The organism is Marinobacter sp. LQ44 (genome assembly GCF_001447155.2).
Classification (GTDB): domain Bacteria; phylum Pseudomonadota; class Gammaproteobacteria; order Pseudomonadales; family Oleiphilaceae; genus Marinobacter.
Genome location: NZ_CP014754.1, coordinates 2,161,329 through 2,180,723 on the forward strand (window position 1 = coordinate 2,161,329; position 19,395 = coordinate 2,180,723).

The window sequence follows — 19,395 nt, forward strand, 5'->3', positions numbered from 1 at the left end:
AGACGCTTATGTCAGTTGATGAATTCGACGTTTTCAGACAGGGGTGCCCTTGGGCTGGTGATCTGGTTCACCGGGCTGTCGGGGTTGGCGTAGCCGATGGCCATGCCGGCGAAGACTTTTCGGTGTTCGGGCAGGCCCAGGAATTCGCTGATGGTTTTGGGGTAGACGGACCAGGATTCCTGGGCGCAGCTGTCGAGGCCTTCGGCGCGCAGCAGGAGCATGATGGTTTGCAGGATCATGCCCAGGTCGGACCACTGGGGCGGGCCCATGTTGTCGTCGACGGTGCAGAACAGGCCGACCGGGGCGCCGAAGAATTCGAAGTTGCGTTTGAACCACTCGAAGCGGGCGGCTTTGTCTTCCCTGGGGATGTCGAGCTGTCGGTACATGAGTTCGCCAATCTCGAAGCGGCGGTCGCGGTAGGGTGATTGCAGTTTGGGTGGGTAGATTTCGTATTCCGGCACTTCGTTGAAGCCTTTGCTGACTTTCTCCCTCATCAGGGTTTTCAGGCGGGCCAGGGCGTCGCCGGTCACCACGTACAGGTGCCAGGGTTGCAGGTTGCCGCCGGACGGGGCCCGGGTGGCGGTTTCGATCACTTGGCGAAGGGTGGCCTCGGAAACCGGGGTGTCGAGGAAGTCCCGGACGGATTTCCGGGACTGGACGGCTTGTTGTACATCCATTGAAGACATCTCCCCAAAAAAAGTCATTGTTGTTTGAACAGGCTCAGACTGTGGCCAGTATGGAGGCCGTTTCAATGCTTGACCACCCTCACCGGCGGGTTTAGTCTCCGGCAACATTACAAGGCCAATCGAGGGTGTTCGGGTCATGGAAGATCACAGTCAGTTTCGCCTGCTGTCACAGCGGCGGTTCCTGCCATTTTTTGTGACCCAGTTTGCCGGGGCATTCAACGACAACCTGTTCAAGAACGCTTTGTTGTTGCTGGTCACCTACAGCGCCGGGGGCCTATTCGGGTTGTCGGCAGATGTGGTGGTTAACCTCGCCGCCATGCTGTTTATCCTGCCATTTTTCCTGTTTTCCGCAATTGCCGGCCAGGTGGCGGATCGGTTCGAGAAGTCGGCGGTTATCCGTTGGATCAAGTTTGCCGAAGTGGTGATCATGGGCGTCGCCGCCGTCGGGCTCTGGTTTGGCTGGTACGAGATGTTGTTTCTGCTGTTGTTCCTCACCGGGGTGCAATCCGCCTTTTTCGGACCGGTAAAGTACGCCATTCTGCCCCAGGCCCTGAAGGATTCTGAGCTGGTGGGTGGCAACGCGCTGGTGGAGATGGGCACCTTTGTGGCCATACTGGTGGGCACGCTGATGGCCGGCGTGATGATGAAAGCCCCGGTGCCGGGCCCGGTGATTGCGGTGGCCGTGGCTTTACTGGCCATCACAGGCCTGATCGCCGCGCTGCGGATTCCCAAAGCGAAGGCTGCCGCGCCGGATCTGAAGATCCAGTTCCGCCCGCTCCAGGAAACCTGGAAGCTGATGGCCATCGCCCGGGATAATCACAATGTGTTCCTGAGCATTCTGGCCATTTCCTGGTTCTGGTTTCTGGGCGCCGCCTACCTGACTCAGTTCCCCAACTTTGCCAAAACCCACCTGATGGGTGACGAAACCGTGGTCACCATCCTGCTGGCTATTTTCACCATCGGCATTGCCGCCGGCTCCATTGCCTGTGAGCGGCTGTCCGGCCACAAGATTGAGCTGGGTATTGTGCCCATTGGTTCCCTCGGGCTCAGTTTCTTCGGCATTGACCTGTACTTCAACATGCCCGAGCAGCCCATTCCCTCCGACTGGTGGATGATCATCACCGATCCCCATTACCGCCAGGTGGCCATCGACTTGCTGGCCATCGGCATTTTTGGCGGGCTGTTTATTGTGCCGCTGTATGCCTACGTTCAGCGAGAGGCCTCGCCAGACACCCGGGCGCGGGTGATCGCCGCCCTCAACATTTTTAACGCCCTGTTCATGGTGATCAGTGCCCTGCTGGCCATGCTGATGCTGGGCGTGATCGGGCTGAGCATTCCCGAGTTTTTCCTGGTGCTGTCGATCATGAACCTGATCGTGGCGGGCTTTGTCTATCAGCAGGTGCCGGATTTTGCCCTGCGCTTTGTGATCTGGGTGCTGTCCCACACCGTCTACCGGGTCAGCCATCATCACCTGGACAGGATCCCCGAAGAAGGGCCAGCGCTGTTGGTGTGTAACCACGTGTCCTACATGGACGCCCTGGTGATTGCCGGTGCCGTGCGCAGGCCGGTGCGCTTTGTGATGGACCACAACATCTTCGCAACCCCCATCATGGGCAGCTTTTTCCGGCTGGCCAAGACCATCCCGATTGGTCCTAAATCCAAAGTCCCGGAAATCTACCAAGCGGCCTTCGACCGCATTGATGAGGAGCTGGCCGCCGGCCATCTGGTGTGCATTTTCCCGGAGGGCAAACTGACCAAGGACGGCGAAGTGGATACCTTCAAATCCGGCGTGGACATGATTCTGCAGCGCCGGCCGGTCACCGTCGTGCCGATGGCCCTGAGAGGCCTGTGGGGCAGTTTCTTCAGCCACTGCGGCGGCCCGGCATTCAGTCACCTGCCGAAGCGTTTCTGGTCCAGGATACACCTTCTTGCCGATCACCCTGTCGCTCCGGAGGAGGCCGGGGCCACTGTGCTCGAGCATAAGGTCAAAGCACTCAGGGGGTCTCAACCCTAGCCCGCCGACCCAACACCAGAATAATCAGCGAGGGCAGGAAGGTGACGGTCACGATCGCCGCACCCAATAGGCCAAAGAGCACAATCGCACCGACCCCGCGGTAGAGTTCCGTCCCCTCGCCGGGCAGAAAAACCAGGGGCGACAGGCCGCACAGGGTGGTCATGGTCGTCATGGCGATGGGCCGTAACCGGGTCTGAACCGCGCCGGTGACCGCCTCCACCACGGTCACGCCTTTGCTGCGCAGATTGTGACGGGCCTGTTCCACCACCAGTATCGGGTTGTTGACGACGGTTCCCATCAGAATCAGGAATCCCAACATGGAGATCATGTCAAACGGCTGCCGCAAAGGTTGCAGGCCGATCAGAGGCAGCATCCCGCCCACCAGGTTCATCAGTCCGAGCCCGACAATACCGCCGGCCACCCCCAGGGGGATCGCCGTCATAATCAGCAGCGGGAATCCCCAGTGAGCAAAAATGGCCACCAGCAGCAGATAGACAATGGCAATGGCGATCAGGAAGTTACCCGTCAGGGCATCGCGGGTGGCGTTGAGCTGATCACTGGCCCCGGAAATATCCACCGTCACGTTCGCCGGCAGCTCGCCACTGGCCCGCAAGGCATCCAGTAATTCTGTGCGCACCCTTTCCACGCCGGCCTCAAGGGGCACATCCGGCGGCGGTATCACGTTCAAGGTAACCGTCCGCCGGCCATCAACCCGGCGGACGGTGCTGGTATCCACTGTTTCTTCGATCGTGGCCAGGCTCGATAGTGGCAGAATGGCGCCCGAGGGCGTGTGCACGGCAACATCCGGCAGTTTGCTCAGGTCTGGTTGCTGCCCCTCCTGGCCATAGAGGTAGATATCGATCTTCTCGTCGTCCAGGAAGAAATCATCCACATAGCTGCCTTCGGTGAGAGTGGCCACAGTAAACCCGATGGCCTCCGCATCCAGTCCAAGCTCCGCGGCCCGGTCCCAATCTGGCCGGATCTGAATCAGCGGTTGGGCCAGCGTGAGTGTCGACGGCTGGCTCTGGATGCGAGGGCCGTCGAAGATCTGCTCTGCCCGCCGATAGGCGGCATTGGCAGCCTGATAGACCGACGCCAGATCCGGACCGGAAATGTCCAGATTAATACTGCGGGTGCCCCCGTCGTTGCTGGAGATGATCGAGCCTTTAGCGGCAAACGCGCGCATTCCCGGGAATTGCCGGTATACGCGAGTGATCTCGCTCATCAGGGCGTTGATGTGGGTGGGGTCCAGGGTCTCTGAAATGATCCGGACACGGGTTGGCGTAACCCCCATGTTCAGATAGGCAATCGGCGGCACTTGCGTTTCACCACGGGCATAGGCTTCGCCATCGGCATTCACGTGGGGCAGAAAATGCGCCTCTACCAGCTCCGCAATCGCGGCCATTTCAGTCAGGTTATAGCCCGGCGGCGCGGTCATGGCGGCAAAGGTTTTCGGCTCTTCGCCCTCTGGCAGGTACTCGGCTGGAGGCGTCAACACCAGAATGATCCACAGGCTGACCCCGGCGGTCACCGCGATCACCAACACCCGGCGCAGCGACCCATCCACCAGCCAGCGCACCAGCCCCATCACACGGGCAACCCATCCGCCCCCGGTGTCATTGCCATACTGATCGACCTTGTCGGCTTTGCCGCCAAAGTCGAGGCGGGCACATAAGGTAGGGATAATCGTGACGGCCACCAACATGGAGGCCAGTATCGCCGCCGATATGGCGATGGCGACGTCTGAATACAGCTGGCCAGCTTCCTCTTCGATGAACAGGATCGGCAGAAACACCAGAATCGTGGTGGCGGTCGAGGCGAGTACCGCCGGCCATACCTCCCTCACGCCCTTGAGCGACGATTCCATCCGGTCCAGCCCCAATCGCCGGTATCGTTCGATGTTCTCCAGCACCACAATGCTGTTATCCACGGTCATGCCAATGGCAAAGGCGACACCAGCCAATGAGATCACGTTGATCGTGCGCCCGGTCATCAGCAGACCAATAAACGCCGCAATCGCGCACAGCGGAATACCGACCACACCGGCAAAGGTGGCCCGCCCGGAGCGCAGGAACAGGTACAGCACCAGGGTGGCGAACACGGCACCAATGCCAAGATTGGTCCAGACATTGGCCACCGAGGCTTCGACATAACGGGCATCGTCAGACGTCAGCGTCAATTGAAGGCCGGCGGGCTCCAGCACCTCACGATTGATGGCGGCCACCTCCTCCAGCATCGCCCGCTTGATCTGAATAACGTTGGAGCCGCTTTCCCGGCGAACCTGTAAGCCAATCACACGCTGGCCGTTGATAATGGACAAGTCTCTCAACAAGGCATGAGCCTGGCGCACCCTGGCCACTTCGCCGAGCCGGACCACGCTGTCTCCGTCCCGTTGAACGACCAGCCGTTCCAGGGCTTCCACGTCGTCAAAACGCCCGACCGTCCGCAACAGATAACGGCGCTTGCCGGAATCCACTTCACCACCGGAGATGTCCCGGTTGCGCGCGGTGATGGCGTCGCGCAGGTCCAGCAGGCTCAAACCACGCTGAGCCAGGGCAGTCTCATCAACAATGATCTGCATCTGCCGATCGGCACCGCCGCCAACCGTGACTTCCGAGACCCCCGGCACGCTCTCCATGCGGGGGCGCACCCGATCTTCCACAAAGTCCCGCATCAATTCGATATCGAGCTCCCGGGGGTTGCCCTCCAGAGTCGCAATACGGAAATACATGAAGGCATTGGCGGAGAACGAGGCTGCGACAATCCGGGGCTGATCAACATTGCGCGGGTAGTCCGACACCTGGCTCAGTGCATTGTTGATCTGAATGAGGGTTTCGGTGATGTCGACGCCGAACGGAAACTCCAGCTCGATCTCAGAAGCGCCACTGGAGGCCGTTGCCGTCATCCGGCTCAGGTTGGGTACATTGCGCAGGAAGCGCTCCTGCTCAATCAGAATTTCCTTCTCGATGTCTTGGGGCGTGGCTCCCGGCCAACGGGTTTCCACGGTGACCGTGCGTACTTCCAGATCGGGAATCATCTGGACCGGAATTCGCATTGCTGCGGCCGCACCCAGAATGGCGACGATCAGCGCGATCACCGCCACCAGGATGCCGTGGCGGATAATACCGGCAAACATCAGTTCGCCTCCCGCTCGGCAATCCGGACCGTCACACCCTGGCTGAGATTTTCATTGCCCCGCACCACCACCTGTTGGCCGGCTTCCAGACCACGGGTAATTTCAATCCGGCCACTGAAACCGGTACCTGGCCAAACCCGCTTTTCACTGACCGTAAAGGTGTCGTTACCCTCAGGCTCGGCAATCCACACCGTTACCCGGCCTTCAGGGTACCGGTTGATCGCGTCCCGCGGCACCGTCAAGCCGCGCTCTCCGGTTGTGATTCTTAACGTTGCCCGGACCGCCATGCCGGGTAGCACGGGCAAGTTATCGGGCCGATCAGCTCGCAACAGGAAAGTCCTCGACTGAGCATCGTTGACCGGCACCAGGGTCACGATGTCGGCTTGCATCCGGTCGTTGTGATGGGAGATCCACAGCTCACTGTTTTCATTAATTCGGGCAAAGTAGTCCTGAGGAACCTGAAAATCCAGTGCCAGGTTATCGGTATCTACCAGGCGCAACAGCTCAGTGCCTGGCGTTACCCACTCGCCCAGGTCCAGTGAACGGTGACTGATTATGCCGTCGAATGGCGCCACCAGGCGGTGCCTGTCAACCTGTACATCAATCTGTTGGCGCTCGGCCTCAAGGCGCGCCAACAACGCCTCAGCCGCAGCTACCTCACTCTCCCGGGCACTGACTTCGGTGGCTGCGATATTGCGCCCTGCGCCAACCGATCTGGCCTCTCGCAGTCTTCTTTCCGCCTCCGCCAGTCGGGCTCGGGCTTCTTCCACTTCAGCACGGGCAGCGCGGCTTTGCCAGTCCACCAGTTCGTGATCCAGTTCCGCCAGCAAGTCGCCGGTAACCACACGGTCGCCAATATCCACATGCAATGCTTTGAGTAAACCGGCAACCGACGCGGAAATTCGTGAGCTGCGCAGAGCATTGACGGTACCATTGAGGGAAACCTCCTGAACCACCTCTTGCTCAACCACCGCTTCAAGGCGAACGATGGGCCTGTCCTGAGCAAGCACACCGGACGACGCACTTGTCAGAATGAACACTATCCAGATACAGACACGCTGCACACACGTCTCCCTATGCGTCCCGATTTAGATGCATTTAACACCCGACATTTATCCACTACGAGCAAAAGCAGGTTCCAGACCTGACCGGGCAAAAAGTCCCAATCGGTCATCCGGTCAATTCACTCTGCAGGCAACTCGGGTACTATCCACTCTAGTCTCAATAACAAGTTGCCAAAAGGTGCCGACGTGAAACCCCTGAGCCCCACCGACCAACTCTTTCTCTGGCTGGAAAAACGCCAACAACCCATGCACGTGGGTGGCCTGCAGCTGTTCTCGTTTCCCGAGGGCGCGCCGGATGATTACGTGGCACAGCTGGCGGACGAGCTGAGGCAGAAATTTGAGGTGACACCGCCGTTCAACCAGCGGCTGAGCTACAAGCTGGGGCAGCCAGTATGGGTGGAAGACGAACACCTGGACCTGGAACACCATTTCCGCTTCGAGGCCCTGCCAACCCCCGGTCGTATCCGGGAATTACTGGCGTTTGTGTCGGCGGAGCATTCCCATTTGATGGACCGGGAACGGCCCATGTGGGAGGTGCACTTGATTGAGGGCTTGAAGGATCGGCAGTTTGCCATCTACACCAAGGTGCACCACTCTCTGGTAGACGGGGTATCCGCCATGCGCATGGCCACCCGGATGCTCAGCGACAACCCGGAGGACACCGGACTTCCCCCCATCTGGGACCTGCCCCGAAGAGCCCGGCCAGACCGTGACGACGCGGGCAGCTCGCTGTGGCACAGCATCGCCCACGTGCTGGGGATGTCCGGCAAGCAGCTGGGCACCATTCCGACGGTAGCCAAAGAACTGCTCAAAACCATCAACCAGGCCCGCAAAGACCCGGCCTACGACTCGATATTCCACGCGCCGCGCAGCGTGTTGAACCAGAAAATCACCGGCTCCCGCCGTTTCGCCGCCCAGTCCTACTGCCTCACCCGCATCAAAGCGGTGTGCGAAGCCTACGGCACCACCATCAACGATGTGGTAACGGCCATGTGCGCGTCGGCTTTGCGCACGTATCTGATGAACCAGGATGCCCTGCCGGAGAAACCGCTGATTGCCTTTGTGCCGGTGTCCCTGCACCGGGACGACAGCACCGAGGGCAATCAGGTGGGGGTGATTCTGGCCAACTTGCACACCGACGAGAACGACGCCGGCCAGCGATTGGTGAAGATTCATCATGGTATGCAGGAGGCCAAGGACCGGTACCGGCACATGTCGCCGGAAGAAATCATCAACTACACCGCGCTTACCCTGGCCCCCGCAGCATTCCACCTGCTCACCGGCATGGCGCCCAAATGGCAGACCTTCAACGTGGTGATTTCCAACGTGCCTGGGCCATCCAAGCCGCTGTATTGGAACGGGGCAAAGCTGGAAGGCATGTACCCGGTGTCCATTGCCATGGATCGCCTGGCCCTGAACATGACCCTGACCAGCTACAACGGCCAGGTGGAGTTCGGGCTGATCGGCTGCCGCCGAACCCTGCCCAGCCTGCAGCGGATGCTGGATTACCTGGAAAACGGCCTCGCGGAACTGGAGACCGCCGCAGGCCTTTGATCAGCCGATCTGGTCGGCGTGGTTGCGCTCGGAGATCTGGCTGTTCAGGGTCCAGAAGTCGTACAGCACACCAATCAGGAACAGGCCGCCGGTCAGCAGGTAGATGATGCCGGTGATCCACTTGCCCATGTACATGCGGTGTACGCCGAACACGCCCAGGAAGGTGAGCAGTATCCAGCTGATGTTGTAGCTGATATTGCCTTCCTGAAAGCGTTTGTCGGCCTCACGGTCCATGCTCGGGATCAGGAACAGATCGATGATCCAGCCAATGAGGAACAGCCCGAAGGTGAAGAACCAGATGGTGCCGGTGATGGGTTTGCCGTAGTAAAAGCGGTGGGAGCCCAGGAATCCGAAGATCCAGAGCAGATAGCCTATAACTTTGCTGTGGGTGTCTGGTTGTCCGTTCATCTTGGTTCCTTTATTTGGATTGTGTTACTCCTGCCCTAGCCTGTGGGTTTGGGGGCGGGACTGGGGAGGTTGGATTATTTTTCCCTTGGAAAAAATTCTCTGACCACCCTGCGACCATGCTCCCAAACCAGAGGCGCAACAAATCAAGGCCCCACCTCCGGAGCCGGGTCCGGCCCACCTTCCCGAAACTCGGAGGCGGACTTCCCGGTCCACTTGCGGAATGCCCGGCTGAAGTTGGACAGGTCGGCATAGCCCAGCTCATAGGCAATCTCGCTGACCGACTGATTGGTATAACGCAGCAGCTGGATCGCCCGGTCTTTCAGCACCGCCTCGACGATTTCGCGGTAGCTGGTGTCTTTCTCCGCCAGCCGCCGTTTAAGCGTTCGGGACGACACACAGAAACGCTCTGCCATCGCTTCCAGGGACGGCAGCGGCCCCGGCGTCATGCGCAGCATGTTGCGGATCGCCAGCACGATATCGCCCTGTTCCTTCAGCGCCTTTTGCAGTTCAAACTCACACTGGTCCCGGGCCATGCGGGAGGCTTCGGCATCGGCCAGGCGCATGCGCACGTCCAGCAGCTTGCGAGGCAACACCAGCATTTCCTCCGGCTGGCCGTATTCGAAACGCACCGGTAACTGGCTGGCAAACCGGGCATAGTAGGCCGGCTCCGGGCTGGACAGGCGTACCGAGACCCCTGGTAACTTACCATCCTCCAGGGCAAAGCCCCGGCTTTCGGCATCGGCACGGTCCAGGAGCTGTTCGGTTAACAGAATCAGGGTGGCGCTGACGGTTTCGGCCAGGAAACCATATAGCCCCGGCACATCAAATTCGGTACACAACTGCACCAGCACCTGATCACCGGCCAGGGACTGTTTCATGCTCAGGAACGGAGCCCGCAGTTGCAGATAGCGGCGGACCGAATCCAGTGCCCCTTCAAAGGTCGGGCTAGTCAGGGCGGCAAAACCGAGGGTGCCGTGAATGGTCAGCCGGAGTTCCTTGGCCAGGTGGAAGCTGAGGCCATCCTTTCCGGCCAGCTCCAGGGCGCGCTGGGCCATCAGGATGGCATCGGTTACGAAGATGCGGCTGTCGTTGGCCTTGAGGTCGTCTGCCGTGAAATCCAGCCCCTGGTAAAGGGCCCGGTCGTTGTGGCCGAGCTGGCGTACCGTTTCACCCAGTACCCGCAGGTAAACGCCGGGTACCAGGAACAGCCCCAGCATTTGTCGTTCTTTGTCTGCACTGGTTGATGCCATGCGGTGTCCCTGATTGATATTTGTCGTGTTTCTGACTCTATCAGAAGCCACCGCCACTGGCAGTGGGGCGGCTCGCACCGATTCACCTGTCTCCCGGGCCAATTGTGCGGCGCTTTTTGTCCCAATGTGAACGGTAGCCGTCCCAACCTCGCATTCTGAAACGCCTTTGACTCCTCCACACTGGACCCATGACATCAGCCAAAGCGTTCAATCGCAGAGGAGTACAGACATGCTGACAACAACTCAAACAGACAAGCAAAACAAGATTTCACATACGCCGGACAATGTCTCGATCAAGCCGCAGCGCATGGGCTTCGAATTTGGAGAGCAGGTACCCCGGTACTGGTTGGATAACAACTACCTGATCAGTCATACCATGAATGCGCTGTCGGTGCTGTTCCCCGAGGGCGAGCAGTTCTTTGTGGATTCGGTACGAGCTTTCCGGGGCCAGATTCAGGACCCCAAGCTGAAAGAGGAAGTTCGCGGCTTTATTGGCCAGGAAGCCATGCATTCCCTGGAACACATTGCCATGAACCAGCACGTGCGTGACCAGGGCATGCCGGTGGAGGAAATGGAGCGTGACCTGAAGGTGATTCTGGACGTGGCCCGCAAGCTGCCCAAGCGTCACCAGCTGGCCATTACCTGTGCCCTGGAGCACATCACGGCGATGATGGCCGACATGCTGCTGGAGAGGGATGACGTGCGCGAAGACATGCACGAGACTATGCGCCCGCTTTGGGTATGGCACGCCATTGAGGAGACGGAACACAAGGCGGTGGCCTACGATGTCTTCCAGCAGGCTGGCGGCACCTACGCCGAGCGGGCGTTCTATCAGGTGTTCAGTACAGCCGCACTGGGCATTGTCGGTACCTGGTACACCGGCCGAATGATCATGCACGATCGCAAGCATTTCTCGTTGAAAGATGCCGCCAAGGGCATGTGGCGTATGTGGGGCAAGGACGGTGCGTTTTCCAGCCTGATTCCGACCTGGCTGGAGTACTTCAAGCCTGGTTTCCACCCCTGGGACAAGGACAACAGTGAGGTGATCGGGCGGTTCAAGGCGGAGATCGAGGGTTATATTGCGCCGCAGTATAAGAGTGGGAACCGGCGGACCTTGCAGTAAGGTCTGCCGCTCAGCGTGACTCCGGGGGCTCTGAGTTACGCTGGCGAGTGGGTGGGGTAAGCTTTTCTTCCGGAAAAAACAACTCGCTTTGCTCAGACATCTTTTTTCCTGCAGAAAAGCTTACCCCACCCACTCTCCTGCTTGACTGGACTTTTTACTCTGGGCTCTTTTCGGCCCAGAGTGTTACTTTCCTCCTGATGCTATCACTTCTCCCTTTTTCCACAGCCGCCACTCGCCTGGCTGGTAGACATCCCACTGTTCATCACTCGTTAGGGGTTCGGTGACGATCACACTGACAACGTCGTTGGGGGTGGTTTCAGATTCGAAATCGACGGTCACGTCGGCGTCTTTCAGGCGAGCCGGTCCGAAGGGGGCTCGGCGGGTGATGCTGGCCATTTTGGTGGTGCAGTAGGTGAACAGCCAGTCGCCGTTACTCAGCAGCAGGTTGAATACGCCTTCGCGGGCGTAGGTTTGTGACAGGCGCACCAGTCTCTCGACCACTTCCTCCAGAGGTGCATTGCGGTCACAGTGACTGCGCAGGTGGTTAAGGATGTCGCAGAACAGGGCTTCGCTGTCGGTGTCGCCCACCGGCTCGTAGAACCCCTCTGCGGCCCGAAAGTTGGAGAGCTGGCCGTTGTGCGCGAAGACCCAGTAGCGGCCCCAGAGCTCGCGGATAAATGGGTGGGTGTTGGCCAGGCAGATTTCGCCGACGTTGGCCTGGCGGATGTGGCAGATGGCCACTTCGCTTTTGATCGGGTGGGTCTGGACCACTTCGGCCAGGCGGGAGCTGGCGCTGGCGTCGGAATCGTGGAAGCTGCGAACGCCCTTTCCTTCATAGAAGGATACGCCCCAGCCGTCTTTGTGGGGGCCGGTTTCGCCACCACGGCGGGTCAGACCGGTGAAGCTGAAACACAGGTCGGTGGGGGTGTTGGCGCTCATGGCCAGCAGTTCGCACATGGTGAATTCGGTCCTTGGCTGTCGATGCTGTCCGCCCTAGGATACCCGATTCAGACCGTACCTCCAGCCACGGTTTTTTCGCTCCGCTCACGGTGTATTGGTCCCGCCGGGGCCACCCGATTTCGCCCGGCGCGTTTGCCGGTGTAAAGGCAGCGGTCGGCGACACAGAACAGGGTTTCGGCGTCCTGGCCATGGTCAGGCCACTGGGCAATGCCGAACGACGCCGTCACCCGGATACCGGCCTCACCGTAGCGTAGCTCCCGGCCGGCAATACGTTCTCGCAGTTCGTCCATCAGTTCAAAGGCGTCTGCGGGTTTTACGTCCCGCAGGATCAAACCGAACTCTTCACCACCAAGACGGCCCACGGAGTCAGTGGTACGAAGGCGTTCGCTCAGACATTGGCCAATGTTGCGCAGCACATGATCACCGGCATCATGGCCCAGTGTGTCATTCACCAGCTTGAAATGGTCGATGTCCATCACTACCAGCGCAAACCCGCTGCCGTTGCGTTCGCATTCGGCAATCGTGCGGGCCAGGGTGGACTGGAAATTAGCCCGGTTAGCGAGGCCGGTCAGGGCATCGGTCTGGGCCATGTCCACCAGCCGTTGCTCAGCCTCCTCCCGGCGCTCCTCGTACATATGCATGAACACTTGCATCAGCACGCCGCACAACACCATGTTCAGCAGATCAATCATGCCGTGGGCGGTACCGACGGTTTCCAGGAAGAAGTAGTAGACAACAAGCCCGACAACCATGAACGGCACGCTCAGGATCATGCCTTCGCATTTACCCAGCAGCAAATAGGCCAGCACCGGCATCATCAACACCCAGACAAACGCCGCGATGGAGGCGTCCGGCAACAACATGATGACAATAAAGAATGAGAAGATGGCCACCAGGTAGGCGTAGATCCACTGCTGCAGGTGGGGCGTGGTCTTCAGCCGTTGCGCGCCGAAGAACAGAAGGCCGCTGGCAAGCAGTTCAATGGCAGACACCCAGGGGAATCCGTTGAAAAACTGAAGCACAGCAAACACCACCAGTGCGGAACCGGTGACAAAAAACAGTAATCTTGCGAGTGTACGGCGGTGATTGTCCCGCAAACCGGAGCGGCTGTGTTCCAGCGCCGCGCCCAGATCGGGATGCTTTGGCGTATTCATGCTGACTCTTCCCTGGATCAGTCTCAGAGTATAGCCCTTGAAGACTGGTTGTAAAATAAGCAATCGGTATTCAAGGGCCGGGGGTTAGAACCGATCAGACGTACAGGTTCTTTCTGGAGAAACGCTCCACCAGTGGCTGATAGGCAGAGCCCAACAGGCGGTTGATGGCATCAATACCCCAGGCATCCGGGCCCACCAGGATGCGGGATTCGTTCTTCAGAATGCCTTTGACGATGATTTCGGCCGCCTTGTCCGGGGTGGTCATGGCCAGCTTGTCGAAGCCCTTACGCTGGGCGTCGGCGTTTTCGGACTTGCCCATACGAGCGGCGTTGGCAATGTTGGTACGAATGCCACCCGGGTGCACACAGCTGACATGCACGGGCTGGTTCTCCAGCTTCATTTCCTGGCGCAGGGATTCGGTGAAGCCACGAACGGCAAACTTGGCGGCGTTATAGGCGCTTTGCTTGGGCACACCAATCAGGCCAAATACGCTGGAGATGTTCACCACGTGGCCGTCGCCGGAGGCGATCAGATGAGGCAAAAAGGCCCGTGTGCCGTGGGCAACGCCCCAGAAATCGATGTCCATGACCCACTTGAAGTCGTCGTCAGTCATTTCCCGCACCGTGGCAGACAGCGCCACACCCGCGTTGTTGATCACCAGGTTTACCTGGCCAAAATCTGCCTTCACCTGTTCGGCGTGGGCGTAGATCTCGTCACGGTCAGAGACGTCCAGGCGGTAGGTTTTCACACGGTTCTTGTCCAGGGTGGCGACGGTTTCCGCCAGGCCAGCTTCGTTGACATCCGACAGCGCCAACCGGCAGCCCCGGGCTGCCAGGGCATGGGCCAGGGCACGGCCAATGCCGGAACCTGCACCAGTCACCACGGCGACTTTGTTTTTCAGATCTTTCATGGCGGGAGCCTCTTGTTGTGGTCTTTCCAATTAAAGCAGCGTCTTGGTACTTCGCCACTTTAGAGAGCCACCCGGACCAAACCTATGGCAGCGGACTCCGCCTGGTGCCGGCAGCGGGGCCAGTCAACAGGCTATTCCAGCAGATTATCCAGAGGCTGGTCGTAACCCGGTGCAAAGACCTCCAGAAAGTAGCGCACCTCCGGCAATCCGTCTGCGTCCAGCCGGGCGCGGATCTGGGCTTCGGCGGGCGCGAATTCCGGGTTGCCGGCACGGATTTCCGCCCGGCACTTGAGCCAGGCCGAGAGCCGGTCAGCCGCCTTGATCAATTCCTTTTCCTGCTCAGCCAGCCGGGACTCCCGAACGTAGGGCGAGAAGTCATCCCGGAGATCGGCCGGCAACAAGGCCAGTAACTCCGCTTCTGCCTTGTGTTCGATATCACCGAAGGCTTCCCGCATCACTTTCGAATGATATTTCACCGGTGTCGGCATATCGCCGGTGATCACCTCGGTGGCGTCGTGGTAAAGCGCGGCAGCCGCGATGCGGTCCGCGTTGACCTGGCCGTCAAAATGCCGGTTGCGGATCAGCGCCAGGGCGTGGGCGATGGTGGCCACTTCCCAGGAATGGGTGGCGACGTTTTCTTCGATGGCATTACGCATCAAGCCCCAGCGCTTGATCCAGCGCAAGCGGGAAACATAGGCAAAGAAGTGGCTGGCAGTGCGCTGTGTCAGACTGGCCATAGAACTACCTGATTCAATTAGGATTAACGGACGTTCAGCGTGAACTGCACGGTGACAAGCCCCTGTTCATCGGTAACGGCCTGGCGGGACGGCTCCAGGGTGAACAGCTGGGTCGGGTCTACTTCATGGGTTTCCTGCAGCAGGCGGCGAACCGCCAGCCCCCGGTTGGTAGCCAGTTGCCCCAGGGCCTCTGGCGGCAGCGGGCGCTCACCCTCGCGCCAGGCTTGTTGTGCCTGGGCCCAGGCTTCGTCGGTCAGTTCCTCGCCCCGGGCTTCCATCCGGGCGCGTAGTAGCGCCAGGGCGTCAGCTTCCGGATTCACGCCGCCGCGAACGTTCAGCACCAGCTCAGGGCGCTCTCTCAAAGCCTGTGCCAGGGCCGACAATTTGGCAGCCTCACCCTCTGCCAACTCAACGCTACCGGGCACAAAACTGACCTCGCCCAGGTCTTCACTACTGAATCCCGCCAGATCGGCCAGGGAGCCCAACATGCTGAAGGGGGATGCGGCGGCTTTCACCAGCAGGTTCACAAAGGCGCGCATGACGATCTGGCCGACCCGAAATTCCGGATCGGAGACATCGCCCTGGATCGGCAAATCAACTTCAATCACACCCTGCCGGTCTGTCAGCAGGGCCAGTCCCAGCTTCACCGGTGCGTTAATGGCCTGGTCGCTGGCCACCGCCTGGCCCAGCTCCATTCGATCGAGAACGACCCTGTTAGAGGCTTTCAGCCGGGTGCCGGTAAACTCGTAGTCCAGATTCATTCGTAGCTTGCCGGAGTCCACCCCATAGCCCAGATAACGGCCAAAATAGGGTGACAGCACCGGCAACGCCAGATCCTCCATGGCCAGGCGAATGTCGCTGGTATCCTCGGTGCCCAATGCGCCCAGCGTGCCTTCAAAGGTGACGGGGGCAACGCCTGCGAGCCGGCCCTTGAGGTTCACCCGTCCTTGCTGTGGCGGCACATTACTGATGCCGCTGACGGCACCGGTGAGATTATCGAAGTTGGTACTGAACGGCGGCTCGAGTGTGCGATCGGAGTAACCGACGGTGCCGTCGTCAACCACCAGTTGATTGATCCGGAAAACAAACTCCGGTTCGCCGGAGCGGGCTTCGGGGCCTGTCGATTGCGCTGATGCACGCTCACTACCGGTATCTGGCTGCCCGCGAACGATCCGGGCCAGATTGTGTACGCCATCCAATGAGCGAACGACGTTCAGCGAGGGCCGTGCCAGGGTTACCGTGCCGATTTCCAGCCTTGGCGGGTAAACATTGAATTCGATTGGCGCCAGGCGCAGGGTACGCCAGCCCAACATGGAGGCATCGCCATCAGGCAGCCTTAAATCCAGGTTTCCGACCTCGCCGGTGCCGCTGAAGGTACCGGTCATCGGGTCATCCTGGCTGTCCAGGTCCAGATTGCCGTCGAAGCTCAACTGGCCAGCAGCGATGGCCAAATTGGCGCCTTCTTGAAGATAGGGCTCAAACACCGAGAGCTCAAGCTGTGAGCCAGAGACCGCTGCTTCCAGAGTAAACGGCATGGGCGTCAGCTGGCCATTGGCAGACACACGGCCACCGCTTGCGAGCCCGGAGCCGATTCGGTAACTCACCGGCTCGTCCAGCAGGTGGGTCAGGCCGCCCAGGGTAATGTCCACTCCCACCAACTCAAGCTCGGCGGGCGATTCCGGCACGGCATCCCGCCAGCGTACCCGGCCGCCGGCCAACTCAAACCCCTGCACCGACCAACGGAAGGACTGACCTGGGCGGCTAGGCGGCTGTTCCGCGGTGCGCTCAGCGTCAGCGCCCGGCAGTGATGCCAGCCAATCAATCCGGCCCTCGCGGTCCCGGGCAGCGGCCAGAAAGGGCTGCTGTATATTGATCTGCCCAACGCGGGCGCTCAGGGCTGACAGATCGAAACCAATGCCCTCAACATTCACCGTTTCGGCAGCAAAAGCCGCCTCATCGGTGGTGTCGTTCAGACCAAGGGCGATATTGCTGATCGTCAATGTGCCATCGGAGGTAATCAGCTCAAACGGCTCTCCGCCGCCAAGCTGGTAGCGGGTCTCAATGGTTAGCCGGCCATCCTGCCAATGCCAGGGCAGAAACGGTGCGAGAAAATGACCAAGGGTGTCATGGCCCATATCGGAAATCCGCAGCCGGCCTTCAGAATAGAGCGGGGCAATACTCAGTTCGCCATCCCATTCAATGGTCTGCTCACCGAGTGCCGCGATCATCGAATACTGGCTACCAGCCGCTTCCCGGGGCCAGGTGGCCAGATCGCTGATAGACAGATCGAGCGGGGTAATACGGAATTCGGCGGGTTCGGCCTGGCTGAAGTCCCGAAACAGCAAGACACCGCCCTCGATGACCAGTTGCTGAAACAATAATTTGAACGGGGCAGCCGCCGAGTCACTGGCCGTTTCCACCTCAGGCTCGGGGGCTTCTGGTCTTGAAGCATGCCAGTCACGGGCAAAGTTGATGCCGTAGTCTTCCAGCAGATCCACCCGGATGAACGGCTCCTGCAGGCTGATGTCCTGAAAACTCACAATCCCGCGGAACAGCGGGAAAAACCCGAGGTTGACAAACAGCCGATCAAAACCCAGCACCGGCTCACCCGCGCGATCCTTGGCAGATAATCCGGTGATTTCAGCGGTCAGGGTGAACGGGTTGGTTCGTAGCTTGGCCAGCTCCATCTGCCAGCCCATCTGTTGACCAAACTGCTCGGGCAGTGTTTTTTTCAGCCACCAGGGCAGTGCCAGGAAGCCGACAAGCGCGTACAGAGCTGCCAGAACCAGTGCCACAATGGCCAGGTTTCTGGGCAAACGACTGGTGAGTGGGCTCCGGGCCACGAAACTCTCCTTGGTAGATGGCGAACTGACAGGGCCGGGCAGCCCCTTGCCTGATACAAGGATAGTCCTCCCGGCGGCCCTTTGTCAGCCGCTGACAGCTCCCCGTGAACCCGTTATGCTTGGGCGTCGTACTTGAAGACACTTATTAGTCGGTACCGCAAGACGAGGAAAAGTACATGGACATCGGCGACATGCGTCGGGATTTTGAAAGTGAGGGGCTGGACAGAGAACACCTGAATGACGATCCGGTAGCCCAGTTCCAGGCCTGGTTTGAGGATGCCCGCAACGCAGGCATTCTGGAACCCAACGCCATGTCGTTGGCCACCAGTGGCACCGATCAGATGCCGGACCTGCGCACCGTGCTGCTCAAGTACTTCGATAACCATGGCTTTGTGTTCTACACCAACTATGGAAGCCGCAAAGCCCGACAACTCGACGAGAATCCGCGGGCAGCGCTTCTGTTTCCGTGGATTGGTCTGAACCGTCAGGTTCGCATCCAGGGCATGGTGGAAAAGGTCAGCAAGGCCGAATCCCTGCGGTACTTTGCTTCTCGCCCCCGGGGCAGCCAGATTGGCGCCTGGGTGTCTGAGCAAAGCCAGGTGATTACATCCAGGGGCTTGCTGGAACAGAAAGTAGCGGAAATTAAACGCAAGTTCAGCTCCGGGGAAATTCCCTTGCCCAGTTTCTGGGGAGGGTATCGGGTGGTGCCCGAACGCATCGAGTTCTGGCAGGGGCGGCCAAGCCGACTTCACGACCGTTTTGAATACGTGAGAGAGGGCAATGGCTGGACCATCCAACGACTCCAACCCTGATCGGCCCAATATCTGGCTGTGCCATCAGATCAACCGGGATGTAGAGCAAGCGCCATCGTGGATGACCGGCTTTGAGGCTGAAACGCTGGCGCGACTGGCGAGCACCCGGCGGCAGGAATTCCTGACCAGCCGCTGGCTGATCAGGCAAAGCCTGGCGAAAACCAGCGGCCTGGCACCGGAGCACTGCCGGCCGGTAGACGGGCGCCCGAAACGCGCAGTCAACCCGGAAGGCCAGTATCTGTCATTGAGCCACAGCCAGGGGCTCTGCGCGGTGGCCACCAACACCAGTCAGTTGGGTATCGACATTGAGCCAAGCCAACGGAGGCCGGATTGGGTCGCCGTTGCCAGACGCTGGTTCTCCCCCATCGAGCAGGAGTGGCTGTTTCGCGCCGATGACCCCTTCAATTTCCTAAAAGTATGGACACTGAAAGAAGCCTGGCTCAAGGCAACCGATCGTGGCATTGCCGGTAACCTGCAAACCCTTGAAGTTCGCAACCAATTTGAGCTCTATGGCGATCAGCCCGACCAGACCTGGCTGGCCAGTTGCTTCTACGTGGAGGGTTTTCTGGTAACGTTGGTCTATCGAGGCAGGGATCAGGGCGGCCCGGGCAGCTGGCCCGGCATCACCCTGCTGGAACCACCCCCGGATGACTACAACCTGGCACTGGCGGGTACCCAGGAAGCAAGTTGGGAACCCATATTCCACAGGGTTATCCGTTCAAAGCGATAACCGGGACTCACTGT

At 59.7% G+C, this 19,395-nt stretch carries 15 protein-coding genes; 5 read left to right on the top strand and 10 right to left on the bottom strand.

Annotation, left to right across the window (positions count from 1 at the left end):
* Positions 1-11 precede the first annotated feature (11 nt).
* On the bottom strand, positions 12-677 hold the full coding sequence (locus ASQ50_RS10035) for a nitroreductase (protein ID WP_058092841.1): 666 nt from the start codon (positions 675-677) through the stop codon (positions 12-14).
* A 145-nt stretch (positions 678-822) separates the two neighbouring features.
* Here ASQ50_RS10035 and ASQ50_RS10040 point away from each other — a divergent pair, with 145 nt between their 5' ends.
* Complete coding sequence (locus ASQ50_RS10040; RefSeq protein WP_058092842.1) at positions 823-2,700, top strand: MFS transporter; 1,878 nt, start codon at positions 823-825, stop codon at positions 2,698-2,700.
* Here ASQ50_RS10040 and ASQ50_RS10045 read toward each other — a convergent pair.
* Positions 2,681-5,836, bottom strand: a complete 3,156-nt coding sequence (locus ASQ50_RS10045; RefSeq protein ID WP_058092843.1) for an efflux RND transporter permease subunit — start codon at positions 5,834-5,836, stop codon at positions 2,681-2,683. The genes ASQ50_RS10040 and ASQ50_RS10045 overlap by 20 nt on opposite strands.
* Positions 5,836-6,900 carry an efflux RND transporter periplasmic adaptor subunit gene (locus ASQ50_RS10050; protein WP_058092844.1) on the bottom strand — a complete coding sequence of 355 codons (1,065 nt, stop codon included), beginning with the start codon at positions 6,898-6,900 and terminating at the stop codon, positions 5,836-5,838. The genes ASQ50_RS10045 and ASQ50_RS10050 overlap by 1 nt, the downstream gene beginning before the upstream one ends.
* A gap of 186 nt (positions 6,901-7,086) precedes the next feature.
* Here ASQ50_RS10050 and ASQ50_RS10055 point away from each other — a divergent pair, with 186 nt between their 5' ends.
* Complete coding sequence (locus tag ASQ50_RS10055; RefSeq protein WP_058092845.1) at positions 7,087-8,454, top strand: WS/DGAT/MGAT family O-acyltransferase; 1,368 nt, start codon at positions 7,087-7,089, stop codon at positions 8,452-8,454.
* Here ASQ50_RS10055 and ASQ50_RS10060 read toward each other — a convergent pair whose 3' ends face one another.
* Both ASQ50_RS10060 and ASQ50_RS10065 read right to left on the bottom strand, forming a co-directional pair.
* Complete coding sequence (locus ASQ50_RS10060) at positions 8,455-8,862, bottom strand: NINE protein (RefSeq protein WP_058092846.1); 408 nt, start codon at positions 8,860-8,862, stop codon at positions 8,455-8,457.
* Positions 8,863-9,005: 143 nt separating this feature from the next.
* The gene (locus ASQ50_RS10065) at positions 9,006-10,112 is read right to left on the bottom strand and encodes an AraC family transcriptional regulator (protein WP_058092847.1); all 1,107 of its coding nucleotides are present in this window, start codon (positions 10,110-10,112) and stop codon (positions 9,006-9,008) included.
* 229 nt (positions 10,113-10,341) lie between these two features.
* On the opposite strand from ASQ50_RS10065, the gene ASQ50_RS10070 reads away from it, so the two are divergent.
* Positions 10,342-11,235: a metal-dependent hydrolase gene (locus ASQ50_RS10070; protein ID WP_058092848.1), complete on the top strand. Its 894-nt coding sequence runs from the start codon at positions 10,342-10,344 to the stop codon at positions 11,233-11,235.
* 183 nt (positions 11,236-11,418) lie between these two features.
* On the opposite strand, the gene ASQ50_RS10075 is transcribed toward ASQ50_RS10070, so the two are convergent.
* From ASQ50_RS10075 to ASQ50_RS10095, 5 genes are all read right to left on the bottom strand, one after another.
* Positions 11,419-12,192: a class II glutamine amidotransferase gene (locus ASQ50_RS10075; protein ID WP_058092849.1), complete on the bottom strand. Its 774-nt coding sequence runs from the start codon at positions 12,190-12,192 to the stop codon at positions 11,419-11,421.
* Positions 12,193-12,242: 50 nt separating this feature from the next.
* The gene (locus ASQ50_RS10080; RefSeq protein WP_058092850.1) at positions 12,243-13,349 is read right to left on the bottom strand and encodes a GGDEF domain-containing protein; all 1,107 of its coding nucleotides are present in this window, start codon (positions 13,347-13,349) and stop codon (positions 12,243-12,245) included.
* Between the two features lie 94 nt (positions 13,350-13,443).
* Positions 13,444-14,259 (bottom strand): SDR family NAD(P)-dependent oxidoreductase, encoded by an 816-nt coding sequence (locus ASQ50_RS10085; RefSeq protein WP_058092851.1) that lies wholly within the window; start codon positions 14,257-14,259, stop codon positions 13,444-13,446.
* A gap of 131 nt (positions 14,260-14,390) precedes the next feature.
* Positions 14,391-14,996, bottom strand: a complete 606-nt coding sequence (yfbR, locus tag ASQ50_RS10090) for a 5'-deoxynucleotidase (protein WP_058092852.1) — start codon at positions 14,994-14,996, stop codon at positions 14,391-14,393.
* A 23-nt stretch (positions 14,997-15,019) separates the two neighbouring features.
* The gene (locus ASQ50_RS10095) at positions 15,020-17,839 is read right to left on the bottom strand and encodes a DUF748 domain-containing protein (RefSeq protein WP_082888472.1); all 2,820 of its coding nucleotides are present in this window, start codon (positions 17,837-17,839) and stop codon (positions 15,020-15,022) included.
* Between the two features lie 176 nt (positions 17,840-18,015).
* On the opposite strand from ASQ50_RS10095, the gene pdxH reads away from it, so the two are divergent.
* Together pdxH and ASQ50_RS10105 are read left to right on the top strand one after the other, a co-directional pair.
* Positions 18,016-18,651, top strand: a complete 636-nt coding sequence (gene pdxH / locus ASQ50_RS10100; RefSeq protein WP_058092854.1) for a pyridoxamine 5'-phosphate oxidase — start codon at positions 18,016-18,018, stop codon at positions 18,649-18,651.
* Positions 18,620-19,381, top strand: coding sequence for a 4'-phosphopantetheinyl transferase family protein (locus ASQ50_RS10105; RefSeq protein ID WP_058092855.1), 762 nt, complete (start codon positions 18,620-18,622; stop codon positions 19,379-19,381). The genes pdxH and ASQ50_RS10105 overlap by 32 nt, the downstream gene beginning before the upstream one ends.
* The last annotated feature ends 14 nt before the right edge of the window (positions 19,382-19,395 follow it).

Coding starts and splice junctions, on each gene's coding strand:
- ASQ50_RS10035 (WP_058092841.1), bottom strand. CDS start 677: ATGGATGTACAACAAGCCGTCCAGTCCCGGAAATCCGTCCGGGACTTC.
- ASQ50_RS10040 (WP_058092842.1), top strand. CDS start 823: ATGGAAGATCACAGTCAGTTTCGCCTGCTGTCACAGCGGCGGTTCCTG.
- ASQ50_RS10045 (WP_058092843.1), bottom strand. CDS start 5,836: ATGTTTGCCGGTATTATCCGCCACGGCATCCTGGTGGCGGTGATCGCG.
- ASQ50_RS10060 (WP_058092846.1), bottom strand. CDS start 8,862: ATGAACGGACAACCAGACACCCACAGCAAAGTTATAGGCTATCTGCTC.
- ASQ50_RS10065 (WP_058092847.1), bottom strand. CDS start 10,112: ATGGCATCAACCAGTGCAGACAAAGAACGACAAATGCTGGGGCTGTTC.
- ASQ50_RS10070 (WP_058092848.1), top strand. CDS start 10,342: ATGCTGACAACAACTCAAACAGACAAGCAAAACAAGATTTCACATACG.
- ASQ50_RS10075 (WP_058092849.1), bottom strand. CDS start 12,192: ATGTGCGAACTGCTGGCCATGAGCGCCAACACCCCCACCGACCTGTGT.
- ASQ50_RS10080 (WP_058092850.1), bottom strand. CDS start 13,349: ATGAATACGCCAAAGCATCCCGATCTGGGCGCGGCGCTGGAACACAGC.
- ASQ50_RS10085 (WP_058092851.1), bottom strand. CDS start 14,259: ATGAAAGATCTGAAAAACAAAGTCGCCGTGGTGACTGGTGCAGGTTCC.
- yfbR (WP_058092852.1), bottom strand. CDS start 14,996: ATGGCCAGTCTGACACAGCGCACTGCCAGCCACTTCTTTGCCTATGTT.
- pdxH (WP_058092854.1), top strand. CDS start 18,016: ATGGACATCGGCGACATGCGTCGGGATTTTGAAAGTGAGGGGCTGGAC.
- ASQ50_RS10105 (WP_058092855.1), top strand. CDS start 18,620: ATGGCTGGACCATCCAACGACTCCAACCCTGATCGGCCCAATATCTGG.